Origin of the sequence: Paracoccus sp. C2R09, from assembly GCF_018860625.1 — a bacterium.
Classification (GTDB): domain Bacteria; phylum Pseudomonadota; class Alphaproteobacteria; order Rhodobacterales; family Rhodobacteraceae; genus Paracoccus.
Map to the genome: position 1 here is coordinate 55,718 of NZ_JAHKQB010000027.1, position 26,941 is coordinate 82,658.

Consider the following 26,941-nt stretch of genomic DNA (forward strand, 5'->3'; position numbering starts at 1 on the left):
CAGGCTCCTCACACGCGCTCGATGATGGTGGCCGCGCCCATGCCGGACGCGATGCACAGGGTCGCCAGACCCACGTTCTTGTCCTGACGCTCCAACTCGTCCAGCAGGGTGCCGATGATGATCGCGCCGGTCGCGCCAAGCGGATGGCCCATGGCGATCGCGCCGCCATTGACGTTCACCTTCGAGGGATCGACCTGGAAGGCCTGCATGAAGCGCAGCACCACCGAGGAGAACGCCTCGTTCACCTCGAACAGGTCGATATCGCCGATGGACATGCCGCTGTCGCGCAGGATCTTCTCGGTCACGGGGACCGGGCCGGTCAGCATGATCGTGGGATCGGTGCCGATCTTGGCGGTGGAGCGGATGCGGGCGCGGGGCTTCAGGCCGTGGGCCTTGCCGAATTCCTCGTTCCCGATCAGCACGGCAGCCGCGCCGTCCACGATGCCGCTGCTGTTGCCCGCGTGGTGGATGTGGTCGATGGCGGACAGATGCGGGTATTTCAGCATCGCCACCTTGTCGAAGCCGGGCATCATCTCGCCCATCTCCTTGAAGGCGGGCTTCAGCTTGGCCAGATCGTCGATCGTCGTGCCGGGGCGCATGTATTCGTCGCGATCAAGGATCGTCAGCCCGTTCTGATCAAGAACCGGAACGATGGACTTGACGAAGCGACCTTCCTCCCATGCCTGCGCGGCGCGGCGCTGGCTTTCCAGCGCCATGGCGTCGGCCTCGTCCCGGGTGATGCCGTATTCGGTCGCGATGATGTCCGCGCTGATGCCCTGCGGCACGAAATAGGATTTCATCGCAAGGCTGGGATCGACCGCGATGGCGGCGCCGTCGCTGCCCATGGCCACGCGGCCCATCATCTCGACCCCGCCGGCGATATAGGCGCTGCCCGCACCGCCCTTGATCTGGTTGGCGGCCAGGTTCACGGCCTCCATCCCCGATGCGCAGAAGCGGTTGATCGACAGGCCCGGAATGCGTTCGTCCAGATCGGATGCCAGCACCGCGCTGCGTGCCAGGCAGCCGCCCTGTTCCTTGACTTGGGTGACGTTGCCCCAGATCACGTCCTCGACCGCGTGGCCCTCCAGGTTGTTGCGTTCCTTGACGGCGTTCAGCAGGCGCGCGGACAGCGCCAGCGACGTGACCTCGTGCAGGCTGCCATCGGGGCGGCCCTTGCCGCGCGGCGTGCGGGCGGCGTCATAGATATATGCGTCGGTCATATGTCCTCCTCGGTCGCCCGGTCCGATGGATTTCCGGGCATCAGGTCATAGGGGTGCTTCCAGCCGGGCAGATCGGCGATGCCGTCCAGCCAGCGGTCGATATTCGTCCATTCGGCGCGGTCGAAGCCGAAGGGTTCGGGATAATAGAGGTAACCGCACAGCGCGAAATCGGCGATGGTCGGCCCGCCCGGGGCCACCCAGTCGCGATCGGCCAGATGCGTGTCCAGCACCTTGAGCGCTGCCAGCAGGCGACCCTGCAGGAACTCTGCCGCACCCACGGGGCGCTTGTTCTGGGGGATGAAGTTCAGCTGGAACCGTGCCGGCCCGCCCGAGGCGGAAACCTTGTGGTTGTCGAACATCAGCCAGCGCAGCGTCTCGTTGCGGTCGCTGCCCCAGTACTTGCCGTGCAGGTCGGCCAGGTGCATCTGGATGACCGCCGACTGTGTCAGCGTCAGGCTGCCCTCGCGAAAGACGGGAATCTCGCCCATGGGGTTCAGCGCGCGGAATTCAGGTGTCCGGGCCTCGCCGTTGAAGAAGTCCACATAGACGGGGCGCCAGTCATGGCCCGTCAGTTCCAGGGTCAGCGCCGCCTTGTAGGCATTGCCGCTTTCGCCGAAGCACCAGAGATCTGCGGTCATCTTTCCTCCTGCTGCCGGGGGTGCGGCCCCCGGCATGTTGCGGTTCACGGGTTCAGAACGCTTCGGCCTCCAGCGCCATGACGGTTTCGGCGCCCGACTGGATGCGGGCCAGATGCGTCGCCGTCATCGGCAGTTGGCGCTTCATGTAGTAGCGCCCGGTGGCCAGCTTGGTGCGATAGAAGGCCTCGTCCGCGGTGCCCGCATCCAGCGCCGCCTGCGCGGCGACGGCCATGCGTGCCCAGACCAGCCCGAAGGTCACATGCCCGAACAGGTGCATGAAGTCGTAGCTGCCCGCCAGCGCGTCGTTGGGGTTCTTCATCCCGCGTTCCATGAAGAACATGGCGGCGGTCTGCAGGTCCTTGGAGGCTGCCTTCAGCGGCGCGATGAAATCGTCGGCCAGCGGTCCGTCGGCGTTTTCCTTGCAGAAGGATTTCACCATCTCGAAATAGGCCATGACGTGCTTGCCGCCGTCCTGCGCCAGCTTGCGCCCGACCAGGTCCAGCGCCTGAACGCCGTTCGCGCCTTCGTAGATCATGGTGATGCGCGCATCGCGAACGAATTGCGACATGCCCCATTCCTCGACATAGCCGTGGCCGCCGAAGACCTGCTGCGCCTGGATTGTGGTCTCCAGCCCCTTGTCGGTCATGAAGCCCTTGATGACCGGCGTCAGCAACGAGATCAGCCCCTCGGCATCGGCATCCTGTGCCATGTGGCTGCGGTCGATCAGATGCGCGCCCCACAGCGCCAGCGCACGCGCGCCTTCCAGGAAGGATTTCTGGTCCATCAGGCTGCGGCGGATGTCGGGATGCACGATCAGCGGATCGGCGGGACCGGACGGGTTCTGCGTGCCGGTGACGGCGCGGCCCTGCAGGCGATCCTTGGCATAGGCCAGCGCGTTCTGATAGGCGGGCACCGCGCAGGCATAGCCCTGCAGGCCGACGCCCAGACGGGCCTCGTTCATCATGGTGAACATGGCGCGCATGCCCTTGTGCAGGTCGCCCAGCAGCCAGCCCCTGGCACCGTCATAGTTCATGACGCAGGTGGCATTGCCGTGGATGCCCATCTTCTCTTCCAGCGATCCGACCGAGACGCCGTTGCGTTCCCCGACCGAGCCGTCCTCGTTCACGAGGAACTTGGGCACGATGAACAGGCTGATGCCCTTGGTGCCCTCGCCGCCGCCGGGGGCCTTGGCCAGCACCAGGTGGATGACGTTTTCCGACATGTCGTGATCGCCGGCCGAGATGAAGATCTTCTGGCCCGTGATCAGGTAGCTGCCGTCATCCTGCGGTTCGGCCTTGGTGCGCAGCATGCCCAGATCGGTCCCGCAATGCGGTTCCGTCAGGTTCATCGTGCCGGTCCAGTCGCAGCTGACCATCTTGGGCAGATAGGTCTGTTTCTGTTCGTCGGTGCCATGGGCGTGGATCGCCGAATAGGCGCCATGCGTCAGGCCCTGATACATGTTGAAGGCCATGTTGGCGCCCACGAACAGCTCTCCCACGGCGGTGCCGAGGGCGAAGGGCATGCCCTGCCCGCCATATTCGGGGTCGCAATCCAGCGCGGTCCAGCCGCCTTCCTTCACGGCCTCGAACGCCTTGCCGAAGCCCTCGGGCGTGCGGACGACGCCGTTTTCCAGAACGCAGCCCTGCTCGTCGCCCACGCGGTTCAGGGGCGCCAGCACCTCGGCCGACAGCTTGCCGGCGGCCTCGAGGATGGCTTCGGTGAATTCGGGATCGAGATCGGAATGACCGGGCAGGTCCGATTGGGACAGCTTGAGAAGGTCGTGCAGGACGAATTGCAGGTCGCGGACGGGCGGTTCGAAGATCGGCATGGCTTTACCCCGTGGGCTGTTCGTTTGTCTCGGCGGCAAGCCGGCCTTCGGCATCGGAGATCTGGCGGCGCAGATCGTCGATGGCGATGCTCAGTTCGGCGTATTGGCGCTCCATGTCGGCCAGGCGGTCGCGGCTCACCTCGATCGTCGCGGCGATCTGGGTGCGGTTCGCGCCGCCGGGTTCATAGAGCTCGAGAAGCTGTCGGATCTGTTCGAGGCTGAAACCGAACCGCTTGCCGCGCAGGATCAGCGTCAGGCGTGCCCTGTCGCGGCGGTCGTACAGGCGATGCTGCCCCTTGCGCTGGGGAAAGATCAGCTCGCGCGCCTCGTAGAACCGAAGCGTGCGGGGCGTCACCTCGAAGGCATCGCACATTTCACGGATGGTCATCAGCGTATCGGACATCTGGCGGCTTCTCCTCCTTCACCGGCTTGTCGTCCTTGGGCTGAACATATGGGCAGGTTGACGTGAACGTAAGCAAGACGCCGCGTCACGGATGCCACCTGCCGTCACGTCAGTCCATGCGGCTCAGCTCCTCGGCAGTGGCGCGCCGCAGCTCCTCCAGCTCGTCGCGCGCGCCCTGCATTTCCTTCAGCTGCTGGTCCAGCACGGCCAGCTGCCGTTCGGCCATCCCGATCCAGACCTCGTATTGTTCGCGCGAGCCCTGCTTGTCGTAGATCTGCAGCCATTGCCGAATCTCCTCGAGGCTGAAGCCGAAGCGGCGACCGCGCAGGATCAGCGTCATCCGCGCAACCTCGCGCGGGCCGTAATAACGGGCGCGACCCTCCTTACGGGGCTGAAGCAGTTCGATATATTCGTAATAGCGCAGCGTGCGCGGCGTGACGTCGAAGCGTGTGCACATTTCCTTGAAACTGAGTTCGTCCCCGGTCATCCGCGCCTCCTGTGCATTTCCCTTGGCGTCAACCTAGGCAATGCGCGAACGCATCTCAACCGAATCGACGGGGTTGAGGATGGGACGCGGGCAGGGATAATCATGACAAAACGACAGGAGCATCAATGTCCGAGGACGGAACGGCGCCCGGCGCCGAAGAGAGGGCCAAGCTTGCGCAGGCCTTCATCGAGCAGTTGCCGCATGCCAGGGCCCTGCAGATGCGCGTGGACGAGATCGGGGCCGGCAAGGCCGTGGTCTCGATGCCCTGGGCGGAACACCTGGTGGGCGATCCCCATACGGGCGTGATCCACGGGGGCGTCATCTCGGCGCTGATGGACACCTGTTCGGGGGCGGCGGTCATGTCCCATCCCAGCCAGCCGCGGTCCACCGCGACGCTGGATCTGCGCATCGACTACATGCGGTCGGCCACGCCGCGCCAGCGGATCACCGCGCGGGCCGAATGCTATCACATGACCCGCAGCGTCGCCTTCCTGCGCGCCGTCGCGCTGGACGAGGACGGCGGAAACCCCGTGGCGACCGCGACCGGCGCCTTCACGATCGAGAGGTAGTCCATGGGCGATCGCAACGAACCGCTTCACCAGATCAAGTCCCGCCGCGATTCGGCGCTGAAGGCGCTGGTCGCAGGCGTCCCCTACATGCAGTGGCTGGGCGTCCAGTTCGACCGCCGCGGGGACGAACTGACGGCCATCCTGCCCTATGCCGACAGGCTGATCGGCAATCCGCGCCTGCCCGCGATCCATGGCGGCGTGACGGCGGCCTTCCTTGAAATGACCGCGATCATGGAGCTGGCCTGGACCGCCATGTGGGAGGATATGGAGGCCGGCCGCATCGCCCCCACCGCCGAGGTGCCGGGCAGCGTGCCGCGTCTGCCCAAGACCATCGACTTCACCGTGGACTATCTGCGGTCGGGCCTGCCGCGCGACGCCTATGCACGAGCGCGGATCGTCCGGTCGGGCCGCCGCTATGCCAGCGTCCATGTCGAGACCTGGCAGGACAACCGGTCGCGGCTGATGGCGCAGGCCACGGGGCATTTCCTGATGCCGCAGCCATGAGCGCAGCCGAGCTGACCCGCAACCGGGTTCTGCATATCGCGCTGCCCATCGTCCTGTCGAACCTGACCGTCCCGATCCTGGGGCTGGTCGATACGGGCGTGGTGGGTCAGCTGGGTGCGCCCGAACCCATCGGCGCGGTGGGCATCGGCGCGGTGATCCTGGCCTCGGTCTACTGGATCTTCGGGTTCCTGCGCATGGGCACTTCGGGGCTGGTCGCGCAGGCGCATGGCGCGGGCGATACCCCCGAGGTGGGCGCGCATCTGCTGCGCGCGCTGGTCATCGGCTTCGCGGCGGGGCTGGCCTTCGTCGCGCTGCAGATCCCGATCTTCTGGGCGGCGTTCCGGCTGGCCCCCGCCAGCCCCGAGGTCGAGACCCTGGCGCGGCAATATCTTGCAATCCGCATCTGGGGCGCGCCTGCGACGATCGGGCTCTATGCACTGACCGGCTGGCTGATCGCGGTCGAGCGCACACGCGCCGTGCTGGCGCTGCAACTGTTGCAGAACGGGCTGAACGTGGTCCTGGACCTGTGGTTCGTGCTGGGGCTGGCCTTGGGCGTCGCGGGCGTGGCCTGGGCGACGCTGGCGGCCGAATATGCGGGGCTGGCCGTGGGGCTTTGGCTGGCCATGCCGGTGCTGCGCCGGGCCGTGGCCGCCGCGCGCAGCGGTGCGGTACTGCTGGCGCGGGCCAAGATGGAACGCTTCGCGCGGGTGAATGGCGACATCATGATCCGGTCGGTCCTGCTGCAGGGCTGCATGACCAGCTTCCTGTTCCTGGGGGCGGGGCAGGGGGACGTGACGCTGGCCGCGAACCAGGTTCTGCTGCAGTTCCTGACCCTGACCGCCTTCGCGCTGGACGGCTTCGCCTTTGCCGCCGAAAGCCTGGTGGGGCAGGCCGTGGGGGCCGGCAGGCCGGACCGGGTGCGGCGGGCATCTGTGCTGACCTCGAAATGGGGAATGGGCGGGGCCGTCGTGCTGGGGCTGTTCTTCATGGGGGCGGGCGGGGCGATCATCGACCTGTTGACCACGGCGCCGGGCGTCCGGGCCGAGGCGCGACATTACCTGCCCTGGATCGGCATCGCGCCGCTTCTGGGGGCGGGGGCATGGATGCTGGACGGGATCTTCATCGGCGCCACCCTGACGCGCGAGATGCGCGTCGCGATGATCCAGTCGGTCGCGGTCTTCGTGCTGGGGGTGGTCCTGCTGCCGCCCGTCATGGGCAATCACGGGCTGTGGGCGGCGCTGATGGCGCTGAACGCGGCGCGGGCGGTCACGATGATCCGCCTGTACCCAAGGGCCGAGGCGGCGGCCGCCCCGGCATGATCGCTCAGGCCTCGTCGGCGACCTGTCGGCGGGCCTCGAGGGTCAATTCGGCCATCCTGGTGCGGATCGTGTCCGCATCGGCCTTGCCGTCCAGATCGGCCGCGACCTTGCGAAAGACGTCGTCCTCGCCCGGTTCCTCGAAATCCGAGGTGACCACGCTCATGGCATAGGCGCGGGCGTCGTCGCCGGTCTTGCCCAGCAGTTCCGCCGCCCATTCGCCCAGCAGGCGGTTGCGGCGGGCCTCGGCCTTGAAGCGCAACTCGGCGTCGTGGGCGAACTTGGATTCATAAGCGCGTTCGCGATCGTCGAATGTGGTCATCGGACCCTCCTGCTGTCTTATCACCCAGATATGGGCATGCGGACCCCTTGCAGGCAAGCCTCGTATTGCGTGTGGGGGGCGTTTCGCGATAAGGCGCGGCATCGGGGACATGCGAAAGGACGGTCGGGCCATGGCACCGCGGCGCAAGAAGATTTACGAAGGCAAAGCCAAGATCCTTTACGAAGGCACGGAGCCGGGAACGCTGGTCCAGTACTTCAAGGACGATGCGACCGCCTTCAATGCGCAGAAGAAGGCCACCATCGAAGGCAAGGGCGTGCTGAACAACCGCCTGTCCGAGTTCTTCATGCAGGGTCTGACGAATATCGGCGTGCCGAACCACTTCATCCGGCGCATCAACATGCGCGAGCAGCTGATCCGCCAGGTCGAGATCGTGCCGCTGGAAGTGATCGTGCGCAACTTCGCGGCAGGGTCGCTGGCCAAGCGCCTGGGCCTGGAAGAGGGCACGATGCTGCCCCGTCCCATCGTCGAGTACAGCTACAAGAACGACGAGTTGGGCGATCCGATGGTGTCCGAGGAATACGTCATCGCCTTCGGTTGGGCGACGCAGCAGGATCTGGACGACATCGTCAGCCTTGCGCTGCGCGTGAACGACTTCCTGTCGGGGGTCTTCTATGGCGCGGGCATCAAGCTGATCGATTTCAAGATCGAGATCGGCCGCGTCTGGGACAACGATTTCATGCGGCTGATCGTGGCCGACGAGATCAGCCCCGACAGCTGCCGGCTGTGGGACGTCAAGACCGGCCAGAAGCTGGACAAGGACGTGTTCCGGCGCGATCTGGGCGATCTGACCGACGCCTATACCGAGGTGGCACGCCGGCTGGGCCTGATGCCCGCCAACACGACCAGCCTGAAACCGACCGCGATCAACTGAGAGGACGCCATGAAAGCTCTTGTCACCATCATGCTGAAGGACGGCGTCCTTGATCCCCAGGGCGAGGCGATCCGCCACGCCCTGGGCGGTCTGGGCCACAAGGGCGTCGGCGGCGTCCGCCAGGGCAAGCTGATCGAGCTTGACCTGGAGGCGACCGATGCCGAGGCCGCGCGCGCCGAAGTGGCGCGCATGTGCGAAGGCCTGCTGGCCAATACCGTGATCGAGAAATACAGCATCGAGATCGCGCAGTAAGACCGGCTGACGCTGCGGCAATCTGCCATTATCGGCAGGTTGCCCGGCATGCCCGGTTGCAAAATCGGTGCAATTCCCGCCCTATTCGCGGATGAACGACAGGAATGACATGACGATTGACGCCGCCGCCCCGGTCATCGAGATCCGGGGCCTTCGCAAATCATATGGCGATCTTCAGGTGTTGAAGGGCGTCTCGATGCGCGCGCCGCGCGGCCATGTCATCAGCCTGATCGGATCGTCGGGATCGGGCAAGTCCACGCTGCTGCGCTGCTGCAACCTGCTGGAGCAGAGCGAGGAGGGCGAGATCCTGTTCGAGGGTCAGCCCGTGCGCTGGAAGGGGCAGGGCCAGGATCGCGGTCCCGCCGACCGCGCGCAGGTCCGCAGCCTGCGCACCAACCTGTCGATGGTGTTCCAGCAGTTCAACCTGTGGTCCCACATGACCATCCTGCAGAACGTGATGGAGGCTCCGGTCACCGTGCTGGGCGAAGACCGCGCCGAGGTCGAGACCCGCGCCCGCGCCTTGCTGGCCAAGGTGGGCATCGGCGACAAATGCGATGCATGGCCCGCCCAGCTGTCGGGCGGCCAGCAGCAGCGCGCGGCGATCGCGCGCGCTTTGTGCATGCAGCCCAAGGCGCTGCTGTTCGACGAACCGACCAGCGCGCTGGACCCCGAACTGCAGCAAGAGGTCGTGAAGGTCATCAAGGATCTTGCGGCCGAGCATCGGACCATGATCCTTGTGACGCATGACATGCGCCTTGCGGCGGATGTCAGCGACCATGTCGTGTTCCTGCATCAGGGCGTCATCTGCGAGGAAGGCCCCCCGCAAGATCTGTTCGGCGCGCCGAAGACGGACCGCCTGCGGCAGTTCCTGTCCGCGACGATGGCCGGCTGACAAGACAAGAAACCAACGGGAGAATACCATATGAAGAAGATCGTACTGACCGCCGCGATCCTTGCGATGGGGGCGGGCGTGGCCCAGGCCCAGTCGCTGCGCATGGGCACCGAGGGCGCATACCCTCCCTATAACTTCATCAACGATTCCGGTGAGGTCGACGGCTATGAACGCGAGCTGGGCGACATCATCTGCGAACGTGCCGAACTGGATTGCACCTGGGTCACGAACGATTGGGATTCCATCATCCCGAACCTCGTCTCGGGGAACTACGACACGATCATGGCCGGGATGAGCATCACGGCCGAGCGGCAGGAGGTCATCTCCTTCACGCAGAACTACATCCCGCCGATCGCATCGGCCTATGTCGCGCTGTCGGACGATATCGATCCCGAAACCGCCATCATCGCCGCGCAGGCGGGCACCATCCAGGCGGGTCACGTGTCCGAGACCGGCGCGACGCTGCTGGAATACGCGACGCTGGACGACACGCTGGCCGCCGTCCGCAACGGCGAGGCCGACGCGGTGCTGGCCGACAAGGACGTGCTGACCCCCCATGTGGAGGAATCCTCGGGGCAGCTGGTCTGGGTCGGCGAGGACGTGGCCCTGGGCGAGGGGATCGGCATCGGTCTGCGTCAGTCGGATGGCGAGCTGCGCGACAAGCTGGACGCCGTCATCACCGAGCTGAAGGAAGATGGCACCATCAACGAGCTGATCGTGAAGTGGCTGGGCGAAGACGCCACCACCTACGAGTGATCCGAGATGGCCGCCCGTTCGCGGGCGGCCGACCAGATGAGGGCCGCCCCCACGGGGACGGCTGCAAGGAAGAACCACGATGCTTGCCCAATGTGCCGATCCCGCCTCGCTTCAGGGGCTGTCATGGCTGATGTGTTACCTCACATCGGGCAAGCACATGATGTTCTATGCCAGTTTCGGCACGGTGCTGCTGCTTCTGGCGATCACCGCGCCGCTGGCCCTGGCCTTCGGCTTCGGGGGGGCGCTGGCCTCGCGGTCGCGGATTGCGCCGCTGCGCTGGTTCGGCTGGCTCTATACCTCGATGGTGCGGGGCGTGCCGGACATCCTGTTCTTCCTGTTCGTGCCCATCGCGGTCGATCAGGGCCTGGAATGGTTGCGGCACAAGGCGCTGTGCGGCGGTGACGCGCCTGTCCGGCAGGGCAACGATTTCGTCGTCTGCGCGGCCGCCAAGCTGCCCCTGTCCACCAGCCCGCAATGGGTCCACGAGGTCTATGGCTTCACGCTGGCGGTCATGGCCTTTGCCATCGTCTTCGGCGCCTTCGCGGCCAATGTGCTGGCAGGCGCGATGCGCGCCGTCCCGCGCGCGCAGCTGGAGACCGCCGAGGCCTACGGCCTGACGCAGCGCCAGATCAGCCGCCGCATCCTGATCCCGCAGATGTGGACCTATGCCATTCCGGGCCTGTCGAACCTGTGGATGATCCTGATCAAGGCCACGCCGCTTCTGTTCCTGCTGGGGGTCGAGGATATCGTCTACTGGGCGCGCGAGCTGGGCGGGGCCAAGACCAGCGCCTTCACCTATCCGCATCCCGACTGGCGGCTGTATTACTTCATCGGGATCCTGATCTTCTATCTTCTGATGACCTGGGGGTCCGAACGGATCATCGGTCGCCTGACGCGCCGCTTGTCGGCGGGGCAGGCAACGCTGGCGGGTGAAGCCCTGCGCAAGGGGGCCGCATGACCTGCACCGAAGTCTTTTCCAACTATGCCCTTCGTTCGATCGGCATGGGCGAGCGGCTGCTGCCGCGATCCGATTTCGACCTGTGCCAGCAATTCGTGCTGATCGGGTCGGGGCTGATCTGGAACCTGTATTTCGCGGCGCTGGCGCTGTTCGTGGGCTTCTTCATCGCCACGGGTCTGGCCGTCGCGCGGGCCGGGCGCAGCGTCGTCCTGCGCAAGTTCGCGGACGGGTTCATCTTCCTGTTCCGGGGCAGCCCGCTCTTCATCCAGTTCTTCCTGGCCTACGAGGCGCTGGTCATGCTGCCCCGCGCGGGGATCGAGATCTTCGGTATCACCGTGGCCACCAGCTGGCTGACCAAGGCCTGGGCCGGTGCGCTGATCGTGCTGATCCTCAACACCTCGGCCTATTCGGCGCAGATCTTCCACGGCGCGCTGATGTCGGTGCCCAAGGGCGATATCGAGGCTGCGGATGCCTATGGCCTGGCAGGCTGGTCGCGGTTCCGCCGGATCACCTGGCCCACCATGCTGCGCCTTGCCTGGCCCGCCTATACCAACGAGGCGATCTTCCTGTTCCATGCAACGACGCTGGTCTTCTTCTCGGGGTTCCCGGCGTTCCAGCAGAAGGGGGACGCGCTCTATTACGCGAATTATTTCGCGGACCGGACCTTCAACCCCTTCGTCGCCTATCCGGTGGCCGCGATGTATTTCATCATCGCGACCTTGCTGCTGATCTGGGTTTTCGGCAGGGTGAACAAGCGCCTGAACCGACATCTGCCGGGGCAGGGCGGGCGCGTCCGATACAGGCCCCAACTTGTGAGATGATCCCAATGGAATGGTTGCGTGAACACCCCGAAGTCAAGACGATCCGCGTTGCGGCTGCAGATCTGAACGGGGTGGCGCGCGGCAAGCGCATTCCCGCACGCTATACCGATCGGCTGACGGAAGAAGGGACGAAGTTCCCCTTCTCGGTCCTCAATCTCGATATCTGGGGCGAGGATGTCGAGGACAGCCCGCTGGTCTTCGAATCCGGCGATCCCGACGGGCTGCTGATGCCCACCGAACGCGGCTTCCTGCCGATGCCCTGGCTGGACGCGCCGACCGCGCTGCTGCCGCTGTGGATGTTCCATCCCGATGGCCGCGCCTATGAAGGCGATCCCCGCCAGGCGCTGGCCCGTGTGGTCGAACGCTATGACGCCGCGGGGCTGGTTCCCGTCGTCGCGACCGAGCTCGAGTTCTTCCTGATCGACGACAGCGGCCGCCAGCTGCGCGTGCCCCCCAACCCCCGTTCCGGCAAGCGCCGCACCGGCGGCGAGGTTCTGAGCCTGCGCGCGCTGGACGCCTTCGACCAGTTCTTCACCCGCCTGTACGATGTCTGCGAATCGATGGACATTCCCGCCGATACCGCCATCTCCGAGGCCGGACCCGGCCAGTTCGAGATCAACCTGATGCATCAGGCCGACCCGCTGAAGGCCGCCGATGATGCGTGGCTGTTCAAGATGGCGGTCAAGGGGATCGCCCGCAGCTACGGCTTTGCCGCCAGCTTCATGGCCAAGCCCTACGAGGCGTTTTCCGGCAACGGCATGCACATGCATTTCTCGGTGCTGGACAAGGCGGGGCGCAACATCTTCGACGACGGCACGGAACGCGGCACCGACGAACTGCGCCACGCGGTCGCGGGGTGCCTGCGTGCCATGCCGGGATCGACCCTGCTTTTCGCCCCGCACGAGAACAGCTATGACCGGCTGGTGCCGAATGCCCATGCGCCCACCAGCATCGGCTGGGCCTACGAGAACCGCACCGCGGCCATCCGCATCCCCTCGTCCGGGCCCAAGGCCCGCCGGATCGAACATCGCGTGGCGGGGGGCGACGTGAACCCCTATCTGACGGTGGCCGCGATCCTCGGCGCGGCGCTGGACGGGTTGGAGGACAAGCTGCCCGCGCCCGAGCCGTTCACCGGCAACGCCTATGACAAGCAGATGGCGCAGCTGCCGACCGATTGGGGCTCGGCCATCGAAGCCTTCGCGAACTGCCCCGAAATGCGGCGCATCTTCCCGCAGCACCTGATCGACAACTACCTGATGACCAAGCGGCAAGAGCTGTTCTACATGGCCGAGCTGTCCGACGAGGAAACCGTCGAGCTGTATTTGGATACGGTCTGATCCAGCAGCGCCGCCGTTTCGCCGATCAGGCCGGCCGCAGCCTCCAGCCTGCTGGTGGTCGGCCGGGCGGCCAGGGTGATCAGCCATAGGGGCTGACGGACGTGCACGGGCAACGGGCAGATCGCCAGACGGTCGCGGGCGGGGCTTGCCTCGATGCCGCTGCGGGGCAGGACGGTCCAGCCGATGCCCGCCGCGATGGGCAGGGGGATCTGCCCGATCTGGTTCAGGTGGACGCGGATGCGCAAACGGTCTCCGCCGGGATGGTCGTCGAAATTCGGACCCAGCAGCAGATCCGCCAGCGCCGGGCCGTCGGGGTGCCCGACAAAGCCGCGATCCTGCAGATCGTCGATCCCCGTGGGCGGCGGCGCCCCCTTCGGCATGACCAGGCACAGCTCCTCCTGTCCGATGGCGGTGGCTGTCAGGCGGGGGTTCTGCGGATCGGCATGCAGGATGCCCAGGTCGAACCGTCCCGACAACACGCCCTCGGTGATGGTCGGCTGCGGCGCGGCCTCCAGCGTGATGCCCAGACCCGGTCGCGTCGCGGCATGGGCGATCAGCCGCGGCCCCAGCATCAGCGCGAAGCTGCCCGAACAGGCGATGGCCAAAGTTCCGCGATCGGGGTCGTCGCCGCGCAACCCCTCGATCAGGTCGCGTTCCTGTCGGTGGCGATCCTCGGCCAGCCTGCGCAGCCGGTCCCCGGCCTCGGTCAGGACGAAGCCCTTGCCCTGGCGCAGGACCAGTTCGGTCCCGGCCTGACCTTCCAGCTTGCGCAGATGCTGCGACACGCCCGGTTGAGTCATGTTCAGCATGCGTGCCGCGCGCGTAGCGCTGCCCGTGCGGCAGAGGATGCGGAAGGTCTCGAGCCAGGTCGCGTTCAGCATGACAAACGTTTCATTATCAAACACGCGACAAATCATAATTTGATGTTCGCGCCCCGCAAGGCCATTTTCGCCCTGACACTTACGCAAACGCCACCACCCCAAGGAGCGATCATGTATCCCCGCAGCTTTTCCCATATCGGCCTGTCGGTTCCCGATCTCGACAAGGCCGTCGAATTCTACCGCGACGTGCTGGGCCTCTATGTCATCATGGAGCCCACCGAAGTGACCGAGGATGACAGCGATATCGGCACGATGTGCACCGATGTCTTCGGCCCCGGCTGGAACCGTCTGCGCATCGCGCATATGGCGACCGCGGACCGGATCGGGCTGGAACTGTTCGAATTCGACGGCAACCGCCCCCCCGAGGAGAACCTGGATTATCGTCGCCACGGCACCTTCCATTTCGCCATCCAGGACCCCGATGTCGAAGGGCTGGCCGCGAAGATCGTCGCGGCGGGCGGTCGTCAGCGCATGCCCGTGCGCGAATATTTCCCCGGCGAGAAGCCCTATCGCATGGTCTATGTCGAAGATCCCTTCGGCATCGTCTTCGAACTCTACAGCCACAGCTACGAGCTGACCTATTCGGCGGGCGCCTACGACTGAGGACCGCTTGCAAGGACGCGGCGCCCCCCGTTAAGAAGCGGAGAATCGCAGCAGGGGGATACCGCATGGGCCGCAGGATGGAACAGTTCCACGACGTTCAGGGCATCGCCTTCGGGATCGTGATGACAAGCCTGGGCGTGCTGTTCCTCGAATCCTGCGGACTGGTCACGGGTCAGCTTGCGGGGCTGTCGGTGCTGGCCTCGTTCGTCACGCCGCTGTCCTTCGGGCTGGCCTTCTTCCTGCTGAACCTGCCCTTCTACGTGCTGGCCTGGCGCAAGCGCGGCGCGGCCTTCACGATCCGCACGCTGATCGCGGTCGCGGGCATATCGACGCTGTCGCCCCTGCTGGGGCGGCTGGTCACCTTCCAGACGCTGCCCGTCCCCCTTGGCGCGATCCTTGCGGGCTGCTGCATCGCCATCGGACTGATCGCGCTGTTCCGCCACAAGGCCAGCGCCGGCGGCATCGGCATCCTGGCGCTGTGGCTGCAGGAAACGCGCGGGATCAAGGCGGGCTGGGTGCAGATGAGCTTCGACGCCGTGATCTTTCTGATGGCGGCCTTCGTGCTGCCGGTGGACCAGTTCCTGTGGTCGCTGGTGGGGGCGGTGATCCTGAACCTGCTGATCGCCTGGAACTTCCGCCTGCCCACGCCCGCGCAGCCCTAGACCATCAGCGCCCCGACCGCCGCGCTGGCGGCGACGACCACCCAGGGCGGCATCCGCCACGCGACCAGCGCGACGAAGCCCGCAAGGGCCAGTGCGAAATCGCCCATGTCGCCGATCCCGCCCGTGAAGACCGGGTCATAGAGCGCGGCCCCCAGGATGCCGACCACGGCCGCATTCGCGCCCTGCATGGCCGATTGCGCAAGTGCTGCCTGCCTCAGCCGATCCCAATGGGGCAGGGCCGCGATCAGGATCAGGAAGCCCGGCAGGAAGATCGCCGCCAAGGCGATGACCGCGCCCGGGATGCCGTCGATCGCCATCCCCAGATAGGCCGCAAAGGTGAAGAGCGGCCCTGGCACGGCCTGCGCCGCGCCATATCCCGCCAGAAAGCTGTCATGGCTCAGCCAGCCCTGCGCGACCGTCGCCTGTTCCAGCAATGGCAGCACGACATGACCGCCGCCGAAGACCAATGCACCCGCGCGGAAGAACCCGCCGAAAAGGCCCGTTCCGAGGATCAGCAACAGGACGAAGGCGATGGCGGCCAGCAGCGATTGGCGACGCGTGACGGCCAGCCTCGGGGCATGCGCGGGTGGACGGGCCTGCCCCCGCCCCAGGGCCAGGCCCGCCGCGGCACCCGCAATGATCGCCCCGATCATCCCGACAGCCGTAGGCAGCAGCGCCAGCAGCACCACCGCCATCACCGCGATGGATGCGCGTTCGCGGTCGGGGCAGAGGGTGCGGGCCATGCCCAGCACGGCCTGCGCCACGATCGCGACGGCCACGATCTTCAGGCCCGCCAGCGCCCCGCCGCCCGCGCCCCATCCCATCGCGAAGATCATCAGGATCAGCGCGGATGGCAGCGTGAAGGCCAGGAACGCCGCCGCCGCCCCGCGCCATCCCGCCCGCATCAGCCCAAGCGCGAAGCCCACCTGGCTCGAGGCGGGGCCGGGCAGGAACTGGCACAGCGCGACCAGATCGGCATAGGCCGCATCGTCCAGCCAGCGCCTGCGGGTCACCAGTTCATCCCGGAAATAGCCCAGATGCGCGATCGGCCCCCCGAAAGAGGTCAGCCCCAGCCGCAGGAACACGCGAAAGACCTCGGAGGGGCTGCCTTGCCGGTTCATGGCGATCCTCTTGCCTGTTTCGGGGAATTGATGCGCCGGGCCCCCGTTGCGTGCAATGGGGAAATACGCCGCGCCTCAGGCCAGTCCGGTCGCCTGCAGGATCTCGGGGATGCGCTTTTTCAGCTTGAAATATCCGGCGCTTGCGAATGGATGCACGATCCTGTCCCAGTCGCGGCGCTGCTGGGCCAGGGTGATCCCGCGGGCGTCCAGATGGGGGCGGGCGGCATCCAGCCAGTCGCGCAGCGGACCGGTCGGGACATGCGGCGTGACGATCTGGGTGGCCCGGTGGCCCTGCGCCCAATCCGCCAGCTGGCGCGGGTCGCCCGCGCGCAGCCGCGTCACCTCGTATCCGCTGCGCCGGCCCGCATCCCGCAACAGCGCGTCTTCGTATTCCGCGACCATGGGGGCCACGGGCAGGTCGGATCGCAGGTGGCTTGTGTGCAGCGTGGCTGCGGCACGCGGTGTCTCGGGCCAGGCGAAATCCTCGGGGCGGCAATCCTCGGGGGTGATCAGCAGGACGGTCGGGCGCCCCGGCTGCGGTGCCTGCGGTTCGTGCAGGGGGCGGCGTTCGGGTGCATCGGGTTCCTGGTGGTCCAGCGGGGGTGCCGTTGTGGCCAGTCCGGTGGGGTTGAATCGGCCCAGGGTGAATTCCGCGATGTTGCGGGGATCGGCAAGGTAGGACTTGCCGCGGCTGTGCAGCCCCGCCACCCATCGCCATGACAGCGTGTTCGACGCCGGATCGCCGTCCAGCAGATGCCGCAGGAAGAAATCCGCACCCCTGCGCCACGACAGCCCAAGCGTGAAGATCCAGATCGAGGCGAACCACATCCGTGCGTGGTTGTGCAGGTATCCCGTTCCGACCAGCTCTCGGACCCATGCGTCGAAGCAGTCGATGCCTGTTTCGCCCCGCATGGCGCGCAGCGTGGCCTCGTCCGGCGGCCCGTCGGGGCGGCTGTCGGTCCAGACCTGCGGGTGCTGTTCCAGCCAGCCCTTGAAGTAGCTGCGCCAGAAGACCTCGTGGACGAACCTGTCGGCGGCCCGCCCATGGGTGCGGATCGCCAGTTCGATGCAATCGCGTTCCAGGATCAGGCGGTGCCGCAGCAGGGGCGACAGGCGCGAGACGTCCGAATGCCGACCCGGGCCACGGTCGAATCCGCGCCGTCTGCAATAGGCATCGCCCATGAACGGCGCGAAATCGGCAAGGCGTTTCTCGGCGTCGATCCGGGTACCGGGCCAGGCCATGATACCTCCGTCAGATGCGGTTCCGCTGCGGCAGGGTGGCCATGCGCGGGCCACGGGGGCAAGGGTCTCGATTGTCACACCGGACGCATATTTTTCCTAAAACCCGAGTCTTTCGAATTCTACCCAGCAAGGGACTGCAGGGACCCGTTCCTTTATGCAGGACATGCAACCTATGCGAAAGACGGGTGGAATGAGCGATATCACAAGCAGCCGCCAAATGCCTGACTGGTTCCCCGCCCTGGGGCTGGGTCTTGTCCTGCTTCTGGCCCTGACGGTCATTCAGGTGACTCGCCCCGGAGTTGCGGGCCAGTTCCTTGTCGTGACCGATCCCCGGATCGGCGGGGCAGGGCTGATCGACCTTGCATGGCGGGCCGGGGGCGGTCTGTTGCGCCAGGGCGTCCTGCCCGGTTTCGGGGTCGCGCTTTCGGACGATCCGGATTTTCCGCGCCGCCTGCGGGCCGAGGGTGCCTGGCTGGTCCTGCCTAATTCACGCGATCTGGGTTGCGCCTCGGGCGGGGTGGTGTCGTGAATCTGGAACTGGATATCCTGCGGGGCCGCTTCGGGGGGATGCTGGTGCCGCTGTTCTGGGCGCATGTGCCCCTGATGGGGCTGACGGCGGCCTGGACCGGCGGGATGCCCGTTGCGCTTGCGGTCTTCTGGTCGGTGCTTCTGGGCGCAATCTATCACCTTGCCTGGCGGGCCTGGGGCATCGCGCCCACGACCCGGTATCTGGCCGCCGTGGCGCTGGTCGCCCAGCCTGCCATGCTGCTGCTGATCTTTCGCGGCCATCCCTGGCAGATGGACATGCACATGTATTTCTTCGCGCTGCTGGCACTGAACCTTGGTTGGTTCGACCGGGGCGCGCTGCTGGCCGCTGCGACCGCCACGACATTGCACCATTTGGTGCTGTCCTATGTCCTGCCCAGTGCGGTCTTCGCCAATGGCGGCGACATGAGCCGCGCATTGCTGCACGGGGGCGTCGTCGCCTTCCAGACCACCGTCCTTCTGTGGGTGCGCGACAAGACGGTCGATTCCTTCATGGATCTGTCCCGCGTGCGTGACGAACTGGACGCGAATGGCCGCGCCTTGCAAGAACGCAGCGAAGAGGCCGAGGCCGCGACCCGCACCAAGAGCATGTTCCTGGCCAACATGAGCCACGAGATCCGCACGCCCATCAATGCGATCCTGGGCTTCTGCCACCTGCTGCAGCGCGGTTCCCTGGATGACCGGCAGCGCGATCAGCTGGGCAAGATCGCCTCGGCCGGGACGGCGCTGCTGCGGCTGGTGAACGACCTTCTGGACTTCTCGAAGAACGAGGATGGGAAGCTGATCCTCGAGCGGCGCGAGTTCGATCCGCGTGTGGCCATTTCCGCCCAGGGCCAGCTGATGGCCGAGGAAATGCGCAACCGGGGACTGACCCTTCGGCTGAGCTTCAACGATGCGGTCCCGCAGGTGGTGCTGGGGGACGAACTGCGCCTGAACCAGGTCGTGCTGAACCTGCTGAGCAACGCCATCAAGTTCAGCGAGGATGGCGAGATCGTGGTCGAGGCCACGGTCGGTGAAGCCTGCGACAATCGACCGGGGCTGCAGGTCCGGATCTCCGACTGCGGGATCGGGATGACGGCCGAACAGCTGGATCGCCTGTTCGTGCCCTTCACGCAGGCGGACGCCTCGACCACGCGGCGCTTCGGCGGCACGGGGCTGGGCCTGACGATCTGCCGCCAGATCGTCACGCAGATGAATGGCTGGATCCGTGCCGAGAGCGTGCCGGGCCAGGGCAGCAGCTTCACCTTCGCCGTCCTGCTGGAGGTGCCTGCCGTCGAACATGCACTGCCCGTGCCCGATTGCGCCGTCGAAGGGCAGCATGTCCTGTTGGTCGAAGACAACCCGATCAACCGTGAAATCGCATTGGCCATGCTGGCCGAGAACGGGCTGCAGGTGGATTGCGCCCATGACGGCCAGCAGGCGGTCGAGATGGTCTGGCAGAACCGCTATGCCGCCGTTCTGATGGACCTGCAGATGCCGCGCATGGATGGGCTGACCGCGACGCGCCGCATCCGTCAGCGCCATGATAGCCAAGAGCTTCCCGTGATCGCCATGACCTCTCATGCATTCCACGAGGAAGGCCAGCGGTGCCTGGATGCGGGAATGAACGACCATATCGCCAAGCCCGTCGATCCCGAACGCCTGATCCGGGTTCTGCGGCGCCACCTGCGGGGCGATGCGGCGCCGGAGGCGCGGCCGACCGGTCCCTCGGGCGACCTGCCGGATCGGCTTGGACCCTTCGACCTGGCCGCAGCCCTTCGGCGCCTCAGCGGCAAGGAGGCGTTGCTGCGCCGCCTGATCACCGATTTTGCGCGCGAACATGCGGATGACGTCGCCCTGCTGGACGACCTGGTCGCCCGGGATGACCAAGAGGCCGCGCATCGCCGTATCCACAGCCTCAAGGGGGTGGCCGCGTCGCTTGGACTGGACGACCTTTCAGCCGAAGCCGGCCGGTTGGAACATGCGATCCGCGACGGCAAGGCCGTGCAGCCGATCATGCCGGAATTCGCCCGGCAGCTGGACATGGCGGTCGCCGCCGCATCCGGGATTGCCATCCCCGTGACGCCCGAACCCGGTCGCCAGGCCGATCCTGCCGCCGCCGACGATCTGCGTCGGAAACTGGGCGAACTGATCCGCCGTCGCAGCATGTCCGCGCGCGCATGTTTCGACGAGCTCGCCGATGCGCTGCAGGTCCCGAACACTGCGCGTCACGCGCACCCGCTCTCCATCGCCCTTCAACGTCTCGACTATGCTACCGCTGCCGGCTTGGTCGGACCCTTCCCCCTGGAACCCGGAAACTGACATGACCGATCGCCCCACCATCCTGATCATCGACGATGATCCTGCCAATATCGAGATCTGCAGCGCCGCGCTGGAAGAGGAGTACGAAGTCTGCTTCGCTTTGTCCGCCGCCCAGGCGCTGGAGGCCGTCCACGAGGTCCGTCCCGACCTGATCCTTCTGGATGTGGTGATGCCCGACATGGACGGATACGAGCTGTGCCGCGCACTGAAGGACGACAGGCAGCTTGCCGACATCCCGGTCATCTTCGCCACGGGCCTGGGCGATGACGAAGCAGAGGTCCGCGGGCTGACCGCCGGCGCGATCGATTTCGTGACCAAGCCCATTCGCCCGGCATCGCTGCGCCGCCGGGTCGCGAACCACGTCCAGATGAAGCGCATGCGCGACAGCTTGGCCGATCAGGCGCTGACCGACGCGCTGACGGGGCTTGGCAACCGTCGGATGCTGGAACGCAAGCTGCAATCCGAGCTGCGCCGCCTGGCCCGCGAAGAGGGGACGCTTGCCGTGATCCTCATGGATATCGACCATTTCAAGCGCTTCAACGACACGTTGGGCCATCCCGAGGGCGACCGCTGCCTGCGCCAGGTCGGGGCCGAGATCGGGCGATGCATGCAGCGGGGCGCGGATTTCGCGGCCCGTTATGGCGGCGAGGAATTCGCCTGCATCCTGCCCGATGCCGACCTGGAGGGCGCAACGCATATGGCCGAAACGATCCGCGCCCGGATCGAGGCGCTGGCCATCGCGCATGGCGCATCCGATGCGGGCCCCTGCGTGACGGTCAGCGTCGGCGTCGCATGGGGGATGTCCGAACCGGGGCTGGATGCCGAATACTGGCTGACAGCCGCCGACAGGATGCTCTATCGCAGCAAGGGGTCGGGCCGGAACCGGGTCTCGGTCGACGGGATGGTTGCCGCCCCCCCTGCGACCGATGCCATGCAGGATCAGCCGCGCAGGGCGATGCATTGACGGGACTGGAGGATTTTGGCGACCCCGGTAGGACTTGAACCCACAACCACAGACTTAGAAGGTCCGTGCTCTATCCAGTTGAGCTACGGGGCCGTGGCGTCGTCATAGCGTCACGGCCTGACGCTTTCAAAGGCAAATTGCGTCAGATCGCCATTGTCATGAAGACGGAATTCGGATCGGGGCGATAGCTGCCGAAGGGCGGGCATTCGGCAAAGCCCGCCCGGGAATAAAGCCCCCGTGCCGCGGCAAAGCTGGCCTGCGCCCCGGTTTCCAGCGACAGATGCGTCAGGCCCTGCGCGCGGGCGGTCTTCATCAGATGCGCCAGCATCTGCCGCGACAGGCCGCGTCCGCGATCTTCGGACAGGACATGCATGGATTTCAGCTCTCCCAGTCCATCGCCCAGATCCTTCAGCGCGCCCATCGCGCAGGGCCGTCCGTCGATGCGCAGCACGAAGAAGCCGATGCGATCGGACACGAGCTCGGCGCGCGGCAGCATGTGCATCGATTCGGGCGGCGTGTCGGCCTGCATCGCCTCGGCATGGCGGTGGAACAGAAGGTCCAGATCCGGATGTCGCGGATCCTCGGATGCGATGGTGATGTTCATTCCCCTGGCCTTTGACCCTTGCAGCTGACCCGTTCCGATGGCTACCTTCGCAATATCAGCAACATCAAGGTTTTTCATGCGTATCGGCATACTTCAATGCGGCCAGTCGCCTGCCCAGTTGAAGGAAGGCTTGGGCGATTATCCCGACATGTTCCTGCGCCTGCTGGCCGGCCGCGGGTTCGAGTTCCGCAACTGGCATGTCGAGGAGATGGAGTTCCCGCAGGATATCCACGAGGCCGATGGCTGGCTGCTGACCGGTTCGCGCCACGGTGCCTACGAGGATCACGCCTTCATCCCCCCGCTCGAGGATCTGATCCGCCGGATCCACGATGCCGGGATGCCGATGGTGGGCATCTGCTTCGGTCACCAGATCATCGCACAGGCACTGGGCGGCAAGGTCGAGAAATTCGCTGGCGGCTGGGCCGTCGGCACGCAGGATTACGATTTCGACGGCCAGACCGTCCGCCTGAACGCCTGGCACCAGGACCAGGTCACCCGCAGGCCCGCAGGTGCCGTGCCGGTGGGCAGCAACGCATTCTGCGAGAATGCGGCGCTGATCTATGGCGATCGGGCCTTCACGGTGCAGGCCCATCCCGAATTCGAAGATGCCTTCGTCCAGGGCCTGATGGACACCCGCGCGAAGGGCGTCGTCCCGCAGGATCTGCTGGACCTCGCGGCCGAACGCATGGATGAACCCAAGGATACCGGGCTTCTGGCCGACCGCATCGAGGCCTTCCTCAAGGCGCCGCGCACCGCTGCAACGCAGACAACCACCGACAAGGGGGCCGCATGACACATTGGACCGACAAGGTGCCGCAGGCGGCGCGGGACTACATGGCCGACCGTCGCCTGGACGAGGTCGAATGCATCGTGGCCGACATCGCGGGCGTCGCGCGGGGCAAGGCGATGCCCGCCTCGAAATTCGCGCGGCAGGAAAAGTTCTATCTGCCGAACTCGATCTTCCTGCAGTCGATCACCGGGGAATGGGCGGACAACCCGGCGGGGGCCTTCACCGAACCCGACATGGTGATGACGCCAGATTTCACCACCGCGACCGCGGCGCCCTGGACGGCGGACTGGACGCTGCAGGTGATCCATGACGCGGTCGATCAGCAGGGCAACCCGGTGCCGACCGCCCCGCGCAACGTGCTGAAACGCGTGGTCCAGCTCTATCGCGACAAGGGTTGGAGCCCGGTCGTCGCCCCCGAGATGGAGTTCTTCCTGGTCGCGCGCAACATCGACCCGAACCAGCCGATCATCCCGCCGATGGGGCGCACGGGCAGGCGGGCCGCGGCCAAGCAGGCCTATTCCATGTCGGCGGTGGACGAATACGGCAAGGTGATCGACGACATCTACGACTTTGCCGAGGCGCAGGGATTCGAGATCGACGGCATCCTGCAGGAAGGCGGCGCGGGCCAGGTCGAGATCAACCTCAACCACGGCGATCCGGTCGCGCTGGCAGACGAGATCTTCTACTTCAAGCGCCTCATCCGCGAGGCTGCGCTGCGTCACGACTGCTTCGCGACCTTCATGGCCAAGCCGATCGAGGGCGAACCAGGCAGCGCCATGCATATCCACCATTCGGTCACGGATATTGCGACGGGGAACAACATCTTCTCGGACGAGAAGGGCCGCGAGACGGGCGCATTCCTGCATTTCATCGCGGGGATGCAGCGCCATCTGCCTGCCGCAGTCGCGCTGCTTGCGCCCTATGTGAACAGCTATCGCCGCTATGTCCCGGATTTCGCGGCACCCATCAATCTGGAATGGGGGCGCGACAATCGCACCACCGGCCTGCGCGTGCCGATTTCCGGCCCCGAGGCGCGGCGGATCGAGAACCGCCTGGCGGGCATGGATTGCAACCCCTATCTGGGGATCGCGGCCAGCCTTGCCTGCGGTTACCTGGGTCTGATCGAGGCCGAGAATCCGCGTGCCGAATGCCTGGGCGATGCCTACATGTCGCGGGACGAACTGCCCTACAACCTGGGCGACGCGCTGGATCTGATGGCCGACAGCGCCCCCATGCGCGAGGTTCTGGGCGAGGAGTTCTGCGCCGTCTACGAGGCCGTGAAGCGGAACGAATACAAGGAGTTCCTGCAAGTCATCAGCCCATGGGAACGTGAACACCTGCTGCTGAACGTATGAACCTGCTGCATCTGAACGACGCGCCGGGGGCCTATCCGCCCAGCCTCTATGCCGCGCAGGCGGGGCCGCAGCCCGAGCTGCCGCCGCTGCAGGGCGATGCCCGCACGGATGTCGCGGTGATCGGGGCGGGATATACAGGGCTGTCGGCGGCGCTGCACCTGGCACGGCAGGGCCTGACGGTCACCGTGCTGGAGGCGCAGCGTGTGGGCTTCGGTGCGTCGGGGCGCAATGGCGGGCAGATCGGGTCGGGCCAGCGGCAAGAGGTCGACTGGCTGGAGGCGCAGCTGGGCCGCGACGCCGCCCGCAGGCTGTGGGATCTGGCCGAAGAGGCGAAGTCGTTGACCCGCGCGCTGGCCGCCGAATCCGGCGTGCCCGTGCGTTTCGGCATCGCCCATGCCTGCCGGACGGACCCCGAGATCGCCCATGCCCGCCACATGGCCGATCACCTTGCGCGGAACTATGGCTATGACAAGGTCCGCCCGCTGGACCGTCAGGGGCTGGCGCAGGCCATCGGCAGCAGCGCCTATGCAGGGGGCGACGTCGATATGGGGGCGGGCCATGTGCAGCCGCTGGCGTTGGTTCTGGGCATGTCGCGGCTGGCGCGGGATGCCGGTGCCGTCATCCATGAACGGTCCGAGGTGACGGGCATCGACCACGCATCCCATGCGGGACAGGACAGCACGATCCGCACCGCGCAGGGCAGCCTGCGGGCGCGGCACGTGATCTTGGCGGCCAACGGATATCTGGGCGGGCTGGACGGGCATGTCGCGGCGCGGGTCATGCCGATCAACAACTATATCGTGGCCACCCGTCCGCTTGGCGACGATTTCCCCGAGATCCTGCCCGACCGTTTCGCGGTGGCCGACACCAAGTTCGTCGTGAACTATTGGCGGCTGGACCATGAACGCCGCCTGGTCTTCGGCGGGGGCGAGACGGTGACCTACCGTTTCCCCAAGGACATCTTCGCGACCGTGCGGCCGCATCTTCTGTCGGTCTATCCGCAGCTGGAAAGGGTTGAGCTGACCCATGCCTGGGGCGGCACGCTGGCGATCACCATGAACCGGATGCCCTGCTTCGCACGACCGGCGGCGAATTGCCTGTCGGCCAGCGGGTTCTCGGGGCACGGGGTGGCGATGGCGACGCTTGCGGGGCGGCTGATGGCCGAGGCGGTCGCGGGGCAGGCGGGGCGCTTCGACGCGATGGCCGCGGTGCCCACGCGTGCGTTTCCGGGCGGCGCATTGCTGCGCGGGCCGCTGCTGGTGGCGGGCATGGCCTGGTACGGGCTGCGCGACCGGCTGGGGTTCTAGGCGCGCGGCAGGCCCATGCGGTCCAGCACGCGCTGGCGGATCTGGCCGCTTTCGCGGTCGGGGATGCCCAACAGCCCCGCGACCAGACGGATCAGCGATTCCTCGTCTGCGGCGCGGTCCTCGTCGGCATAGGCCACCTCCCACATCGCCTCGATCACGCCGGCGCGGTCGTCCAGCGCGATCATGTCCTTGATCTGGCGGGTGAAGCGGACGGTATCGCTGGCCTCGGCCTCCATCGCTTCGGCATCAAGGCGCAGATGCGCGGCCTCGTCGGGGGACAGGCCGCGGCGGCGGGCCAGCACGCGGTCGATGCGCTGGCGCTCGGTCTCGTCATAGCTGTTGTCGGACCGGGCGACCCGGACCAGCAGCGCGGCAATCGCCAGCTCGGCCTCGGACGAGGCCAGCGGCTGGGGATGCGGATCTTCGCCCAGAAGGCGGTTGAGGATATCCTTGAACATCGCCGCAGGATGCCCCGCCCGCGCGATGCGGGCAAGGCGAATGCGCGTCACATCGGCGGGATCGCGATGCGGCCCGAGGCGACGGGCGCGCTGCGGCCGGACACGCATACGCGGCTCAGCGCGCCATTCGCCACGTCGATGCGCAGGCCCAGATCGGACGGGCGGCCCATCTCGACCCCCTGGCGCAGGGCAAAGGCGTTTTCGCCCGGACGCAGCACGCCCGCCGCCAGCAGGGGGGCCGCCAGCGCAACGGTCGCGGACCCCGTGGCGGGATCTTCGGGGACGCCCATCTCGGGGGCGAACATGCGGGCGCGGAAGCCGCCGCCATCGGGCGCGAAGGCATAGAGCTTGCCCAGGCCCGCCGTGATCCGCGCGAAGGCATCGCCCGAAGGCCGCGCCCGTTCCAGCGCTGCGATATCGCGCAGCGGCGCGAAGACGAAGCCCGGCCCGGCCTCGGCACGGCAGGGGGCATGGGTGCCGAAGCCGATATCCTCGGGCGCCAGCGCCAGCGCCGCCGCCAGTTCCGTCGCATCGACATCGCCCGCGATCAGACGGGGCAGGACCGGCGCGGTCAGTTCGGCACGACCATCCGCGATTTCCACCTGAACGAGGCCCGCCTGGCATTCCAGCGCGATCCGCCCGTCGCGTCCGCCCGACAGATGCAGGGCGCATCCGATGACGGGATGGCCCGCAAAGGGGATCTCGGCACGGGGCAGGAAAATCCGCACGGCGGCATCGTGGTCGGGATTCGTGGGGGCGGTGACGAAGATCGTCTCGGACAGGTTGAACTCGGTCGCGATGGCCTGCATCTGCGCGCCCGTCAGCCCGTCGGCCTCCATCACGATCGCCAACGGGTTGCCCGCGAAGGCGCGGTCCGTGAAGACGTCGCGGATATGATAGTTCAGCATTCGG

Annotated in this window: 30 protein-coding genes and 1 tRNA gene; 18 read left to right on the plus strand and 13 right to left on the minus strand. The window is 66.5% G+C overall.

Annotated features, from left to right (window positions below; genetic code table 11):
• Positions 1 to 8: 8 nt before the first annotated feature.
• The 5 genes from KO490_RS10575 to KO490_RS10595 form a co-directional block, all read right to left on the minus strand.
• A complete protein-coding gene (locus KO490_RS10575) occupies positions 9 to 1,220 on the minus strand; it encodes an acetyl-CoA C-acetyltransferase (RefSeq protein WP_216019386.1) in 1,212 nt (403 codons plus the stop codon).
• On the minus strand, positions 1,217 to 1,858 hold the full coding sequence (locus KO490_RS10580) for a glutathione S-transferase family protein (protein WP_216019387.1): 642 nt from the start codon (positions 1,856 to 1,858) through the stop codon (positions 1,217 to 1,219). The genes KO490_RS10575 and KO490_RS10580 overlap by 4 nt, the downstream gene beginning before the upstream one ends.
• Positions 1,859 to 1,910: 52 nt before the next feature.
• On the minus strand, positions 1,911 to 3,686 hold the full coding sequence (locus KO490_RS10585; protein WP_216019388.1) for an acyl-CoA dehydrogenase C-terminal domain-containing protein: 1,776 nt from the start codon (positions 3,684 to 3,686) through the stop codon (positions 1,911 to 1,913).
• A gap of 4 nt (positions 3,687 to 3,690) precedes the next feature.
• On the minus strand, positions 3,691 to 4,089 hold the full coding sequence (locus KO490_RS10590; RefSeq protein WP_216019389.1) for a MerR family DNA-binding transcriptional regulator: 399 nt from the start codon (positions 4,087 to 4,089) through the stop codon (positions 3,691 to 3,693).
• Positions 4,090 to 4,198: 109 nt separating this feature from the next.
• Complete coding sequence (locus KO490_RS10595; RefSeq protein WP_216019390.1) at positions 4,199 to 4,576, minus strand: MerR family DNA-binding transcriptional regulator; 378 nt, start codon at positions 4,574 to 4,576, stop codon at positions 4,199 to 4,201.
• A gap of 125 nt (positions 4,577 to 4,701) precedes the next feature.
• Here KO490_RS10595 and KO490_RS10600 point away from each other — a divergent pair, with 125 nt between their 5' ends.
• From KO490_RS10600 to KO490_RS10610, 3 genes are read left to right on the plus strand one after another with little or no spacing between them, the layout of a single operon-like run.
• Positions 4,702 to 5,145 (plus strand): PaaI family thioesterase, encoded by a 444-nt coding sequence (locus KO490_RS10600; RefSeq protein WP_216019391.1) that lies wholly within the window; start codon positions 4,702 to 4,704, stop codon positions 5,143 to 5,145.
• 3 nt (positions 5,146 to 5,148) lie between these two features.
• Positions 5,149 to 5,649: a PaaI family thioesterase gene (locus KO490_RS10605; RefSeq protein WP_216019392.1), complete on the plus strand. Its 501-nt coding sequence runs from the start codon at positions 5,149 to 5,151 to the stop codon at positions 5,647 to 5,649.
• Positions 5,646 to 6,968 (plus strand): MATE family efflux transporter, encoded by a 1,323-nt coding sequence (locus tag KO490_RS10610; protein WP_216019393.1) that lies wholly within the window; start codon positions 5,646 to 5,648, stop codon positions 6,966 to 6,968. Before KO490_RS10605 ends, KO490_RS10610 begins: the two co-directional genes overlap by 4 nt.
• 4 nt (positions 6,969 to 6,972) lie before the next feature.
• Here the strand turns inward: KO490_RS10610 and KO490_RS10615 are convergent, their stop codons facing one another.
• Entirely contained in the window at positions 6,973 to 7,287 is a 315-nt protein-coding gene (locus KO490_RS10615; RefSeq protein WP_216019394.1) for a DUF1476 domain-containing protein, read from the minus strand.
• Between the two features lie 130 nt (positions 7,288 to 7,417).
• On the opposite strand from KO490_RS10615, the gene purC reads away from it, so the two are divergent.
• From purC to KO490_RS10650, 7 genes are all read left to right on the plus strand, one after another.
• Positions 7,418 to 8,179, plus strand: a complete 762-nt coding sequence (gene purC / locus KO490_RS10620) for a phosphoribosylaminoimidazolesuccinocarboxamide synthase (protein ID WP_216019395.1) — start codon at positions 7,418 to 7,420, stop codon at positions 8,177 to 8,179.
• A 9-nt stretch (positions 8,180 to 8,188) separates the two neighbouring features.
• The gene (purS, locus tag KO490_RS10625) at positions 8,189 to 8,431 is read left to right on the plus strand and encodes a phosphoribosylformylglycinamidine synthase subunit PurS (protein WP_216019396.1); all 243 of its coding nucleotides are present in this window, start codon (positions 8,189 to 8,191) and stop codon (positions 8,429 to 8,431) included.
• 109 nt (positions 8,432 to 8,540) lie between these two features.
• Entirely contained in the window at positions 8,541 to 9,323 is a 783-nt protein-coding gene (locus KO490_RS10630) for an ABC transporter ATP-binding protein (protein ID WP_216019397.1), read from the plus strand.
• Between the two features lie 30 nt (positions 9,324 to 9,353).
• A complete protein-coding gene (locus KO490_RS10635; RefSeq protein WP_216019398.1) occupies positions 9,354 to 10,079 on the plus strand; it encodes a transporter substrate-binding domain-containing protein in 726 nt (241 codons plus the stop codon).
• Positions 10,080 to 10,158: 79 nt separating this feature from the next.
• The gene (locus KO490_RS10640) at positions 10,159 to 11,037 is read left to right on the plus strand and encodes an ABC transporter permease (protein ID WP_216019399.1); all 879 of its coding nucleotides are present in this window, start codon (positions 10,159 to 10,161) and stop codon (positions 11,035 to 11,037) included.
• Complete coding sequence (locus KO490_RS10645) at positions 11,034 to 11,858, plus strand: ABC transporter permease (RefSeq protein ID WP_216019400.1); 825 nt, start codon at positions 11,034 to 11,036, stop codon at positions 11,856 to 11,858. The genes KO490_RS10640 and KO490_RS10645 overlap by 4 nt, the downstream gene beginning before the upstream one ends.
• Positions 11,859 to 11,863: 5 nt before the next feature.
• Positions 11,864 to 13,195, plus strand: a complete 1,332-nt coding sequence (locus KO490_RS10650) for a glutamine synthetase family protein (protein ID WP_216019401.1) — start codon at positions 11,864 to 11,866, stop codon at positions 13,193 to 13,195.
• Here KO490_RS10650 and KO490_RS10655 read toward each other — a convergent pair.
• Positions 13,138 to 14,076: a LysR family transcriptional regulator gene (locus tag KO490_RS10655; RefSeq protein WP_216019402.1), complete on the minus strand. Its 939-nt coding sequence runs from the start codon at positions 14,074 to 14,076 to the stop codon at positions 13,138 to 13,140. The genes KO490_RS10650 and KO490_RS10655 overlap by 58 nt on opposite strands.
• A gap of 111 nt (positions 14,077 to 14,187) precedes the next feature.
• On the opposite strand from KO490_RS10655, the gene KO490_RS10660 reads away from it, so the two are divergent.
• Positions 14,188 to 14,679: a lactoylglutathione lyase family protein gene (locus KO490_RS10660; RefSeq protein ID WP_216019403.1), complete on the plus strand. Its 492-nt coding sequence runs from the start codon at positions 14,188 to 14,190 to the stop codon at positions 14,677 to 14,679.
• Positions 14,680 to 14,744: 65 nt separating this feature from the next.
• The gene (locus tag KO490_RS10665) at positions 14,745 to 15,341 is read left to right on the plus strand and encodes a YitT family protein (protein WP_216019404.1); all 597 of its coding nucleotides are present in this window, start codon (positions 14,745 to 14,747) and stop codon (positions 15,339 to 15,341) included.
• Here KO490_RS10665 and chrA read toward each other — a convergent pair.
• A complete protein-coding gene (gene chrA, locus KO490_RS10670) occupies positions 15,338 to 16,462 on the minus strand; it encodes a chromate efflux transporter (protein WP_216019405.1) in 1,125 nt (374 codons plus the stop codon). The genes KO490_RS10665 and chrA overlap by 4 nt on opposite strands.
• Before the next feature lie 75 nt (positions 16,463 to 16,537).
• Positions 16,538 to 17,704 carry an FAD-binding domain-containing protein gene (locus KO490_RS10675; protein WP_216019406.1) on the minus strand — a complete coding sequence of 389 codons (1,167 nt, stop codon included), beginning with the start codon at positions 17,702 to 17,704 and terminating at the stop codon, positions 16,538 to 16,540.
• A gap of 190 nt (positions 17,705 to 17,894) precedes the next feature.
• On the opposite strand from KO490_RS10675, the gene KO490_RS10680 reads away from it, so the two are divergent.
• Genes KO490_RS10680 through KO490_RS10690 form a run of 3 tightly spaced genes read left to right on the plus strand, consistent with a single transcriptional unit; the run spans position 17,895 to position 21,515 of the window.
• Complete coding sequence (locus KO490_RS10680; protein ID WP_216019407.1) at positions 17,895 to 18,233, plus strand: hypothetical protein; 339 nt, start codon at positions 17,895 to 17,897, stop codon at positions 18,231 to 18,233.
• Entirely contained in the window at positions 18,230 to 20,551 is a 2,322-nt protein-coding gene (locus KO490_RS10685) for a response regulator (RefSeq protein WP_216019408.1), read from the plus strand. Before KO490_RS10680 ends, KO490_RS10685 begins: the two co-directional genes overlap by 4 nt.
• A gap of 1 nt (position 20,552) precedes the next feature.
• Positions 20,553 to 21,515, plus strand: a complete 963-nt coding sequence (locus KO490_RS10690) for a diguanylate cyclase (protein ID WP_216019409.1) — start codon at positions 20,553 to 20,555, stop codon at positions 21,513 to 21,515.
• Positions 21,516 to 21,531: 16 nt separating this feature from the next.
• On the opposite strand, the gene KO490_RS10695 is transcribed toward KO490_RS10690, so the two are convergent.
• Positions 21,532 to 21,608: transfer RNA gene (locus tag KO490_RS10695), tRNA-Arg, on the minus strand.
• Positions 21,609 to 21,657: 49 nt separating this feature from the next.
• Positions 21,658 to 22,119, minus strand: a complete 462-nt coding sequence (locus KO490_RS10700; protein WP_216019410.1) for a GNAT family N-acetyltransferase — start codon at positions 22,117 to 22,119, stop codon at positions 21,658 to 21,660.
• A gap of 76 nt (positions 22,120 to 22,195) precedes the next feature.
• Between KO490_RS10700 and KO490_RS10705 the strand changes: the two genes are divergently transcribed.
• The 3 genes from KO490_RS10705 to KO490_RS10715 are packed head-to-tail and all read left to right on the plus strand — an operon-like array spanning position 22,196 to position 25,571.
• On the plus strand, positions 22,196 to 22,912 hold the full coding sequence (locus tag KO490_RS10705) for a type 1 glutamine amidotransferase (protein ID WP_216019411.1): 717 nt from the start codon (positions 22,196 to 22,198) through the stop codon (positions 22,910 to 22,912).
• On the plus strand, positions 22,909 to 24,264 hold the full coding sequence (locus KO490_RS10710) for a glutamine synthetase family protein (protein WP_216019412.1): 1,356 nt from the start codon (positions 22,909 to 22,911) through the stop codon (positions 24,262 to 24,264). Before KO490_RS10705 ends, KO490_RS10710 begins: the two co-directional genes overlap by 4 nt.
• Positions 24,261 to 25,571 (plus strand): FAD-binding oxidoreductase, encoded by a 1,311-nt coding sequence (locus KO490_RS10715; RefSeq protein ID WP_216019413.1) that lies wholly within the window; start codon positions 24,261 to 24,263, stop codon positions 25,569 to 25,571. Before KO490_RS10710 ends, KO490_RS10715 begins: the two co-directional genes overlap by 4 nt.
• Here the strand turns inward: KO490_RS10715 and KO490_RS10720 are convergent.
• Positions 25,568 to 26,137: a TerB family tellurite resistance protein gene (locus KO490_RS10720; protein ID WP_371822302.1), complete on the minus strand. Its 570-nt coding sequence runs from the start codon at positions 26,135 to 26,137 to the stop codon at positions 25,568 to 25,570. The two genes, KO490_RS10715 and KO490_RS10720, sit on opposite strands and share 4 nt — an antisense overlap.
• Positions 26,077 to 26,937, minus strand: a complete 861-nt coding sequence (locus KO490_RS10725; protein ID WP_216019414.1) for a PhzF family phenazine biosynthesis protein — start codon at positions 26,935 to 26,937, stop codon at positions 26,077 to 26,079. The genes KO490_RS10720 and KO490_RS10725 overlap by 61 nt, the downstream gene beginning before the upstream one ends.
• Between the last annotated feature and the right edge of the window lie 4 nt (positions 26,938 to 26,941).

Coding starts and splice junctions, on each gene's coding strand:
- KO490_RS10640 (WP_216019399.1), top strand. CDS start 10,159: ATGCTTGCCCAATGTGCCGATCCCGCCTCGCTTCAGGGGCTGTCATGG.
- KO490_RS10660 (WP_216019403.1), top strand. CDS start 14,188: ATGTATCCCCGCAGCTTTTCCCATATCGGCCTGTCGGTTCCCGATCTC.
- KO490_RS10710 (WP_216019412.1), top strand. CDS start 22,909: ATGACACATTGGACCGACAAGGTGCCGCAGGCGGCGCGGGACTACATG.
- KO490_RS10610 (WP_216019393.1), top strand. CDS start 5,646: ATGAGCGCAGCCGAGCTGACCCGCAACCGGGTTCTGCATATCGCGCTG.
- KO490_RS10715 (WP_216019413.1), top strand. CDS start 24,261: ATGAACCTGCTGCATCTGAACGACGCGCCGGGGGCCTATCCGCCCAGC.
- KO490_RS10585 (WP_216019388.1), bottom strand. CDS start 3,686: ATGCCGATCTTCGAACCGCCCGTCCGCGACCTGCAATTCGTCCTGCAC.
- KO490_RS10725 (WP_216019414.1), bottom strand. CDS start 26,937: ATGCTGAACTATCATATCCGCGACGTCTTCACGGACCGCGCCTTCGCG.
- purS (WP_216019396.1), top strand. CDS start 8,189: ATGAAAGCTCTTGTCACCATCATGCTGAAGGACGGCGTCCTTGATCCC.
- purC (WP_216019395.1), top strand. CDS start 7,418: ATGGCACCGCGGCGCAAGAAGATTTACGAAGGCAAAGCCAAGATCCTT.
- KO490_RS10595 (WP_216019390.1), bottom strand. CDS start 4,576: ATGACCGGGGACGAACTCAGTTTCAAGGAAATGTGCACACGCTTCGAC.
- KO490_RS10650 (WP_216019401.1), top strand. CDS start 11,864: ATGGAATGGTTGCGTGAACACCCCGAAGTCAAGACGATCCGCGTTGCG.
- KO490_RS10700 (WP_216019410.1), bottom strand. CDS start 22,119: ATGAACATCACCATCGCATCCGAGGATCCGCGACATCCGGATCTGGAC.
- KO490_RS10655 (WP_216019402.1), bottom strand. CDS start 14,076: ATGCTGAACGCGACCTGGCTCGAGACCTTCCGCATCCTCTGCCGCACG.
- KO490_RS10705 (WP_216019411.1), top strand. CDS start 22,196: ATGCGTATCGGCATACTTCAATGCGGCCAGTCGCCTGCCCAGTTGAAG.
- KO490_RS10605 (WP_216019392.1), top strand. CDS start 5,149: ATGGGCGATCGCAACGAACCGCTTCACCAGATCAAGTCCCGCCGCGAT.
- KO490_RS10720 (WP_371822302.1), bottom strand. CDS start 26,137: ATGCGTGTCCGGCCGCAGCGCGCCCGTCGCCTCGGGCCGCATCGCGAT.
- KO490_RS10665 (WP_216019404.1), top strand. CDS start 14,745: ATGGGCCGCAGGATGGAACAGTTCCACGACGTTCAGGGCATCGCCTTC.
- KO490_RS10630 (WP_216019397.1), top strand. CDS start 8,541: ATGACGATTGACGCCGCCGCCCCGGTCATCGAGATCCGGGGCCTTCGC.
- KO490_RS10645 (WP_216019400.1), top strand. CDS start 11,034: ATGACCTGCACCGAAGTCTTTTCCAACTATGCCCTTCGTTCGATCGGC.
- KO490_RS10680 (WP_216019407.1), top strand. CDS start 17,895: ATGAGCGATATCACAAGCAGCCGCCAAATGCCTGACTGGTTCCCCGCC.
- KO490_RS10600 (WP_216019391.1), top strand. CDS start 4,702: ATGTCCGAGGACGGAACGGCGCCCGGCGCCGAAGAGAGGGCCAAGCTT.
- KO490_RS10575 (WP_216019386.1), bottom strand. CDS start 1,220: ATGACCGACGCATATATCTATGACGCCGCCCGCACGCCGCGCGGCAAG.
- KO490_RS10635 (WP_216019398.1), top strand. CDS start 9,354: ATGAAGAAGATCGTACTGACCGCCGCGATCCTTGCGATGGGGGCGGGC.
- KO490_RS10615 (WP_216019394.1), bottom strand. CDS start 7,287: ATGACCACATTCGACGATCGCGAACGCGCTTATGAATCCAAGTTCGCC.
- KO490_RS10590 (WP_216019389.1), bottom strand. CDS start 4,089: ATGTCCGATACGCTGATGACCATCCGTGAAATGTGCGATGCCTTCGAG.
- KO490_RS10580 (WP_216019387.1), bottom strand. CDS start 1,858: ATGACCGCAGATCTCTGGTGCTTCGGCGAAAGCGGCAATGCCTACAAG.
- chrA (WP_216019405.1), bottom strand. CDS start 16,462: ATGAACCGGCAAGGCAGCCCCTCCGAGGTCTTTCGCGTGTTCCTGCGG.
- KO490_RS10690 (WP_216019409.1), top strand. CDS start 20,553: ATGACCGATCGCCCCACCATCCTGATCATCGACGATGATCCTGCCAAT.
- KO490_RS10675 (WP_216019406.1), bottom strand. CDS start 17,704: ATGGCCTGGCCCGGTACCCGGATCGACGCCGAGAAACGCCTTGCCGAT.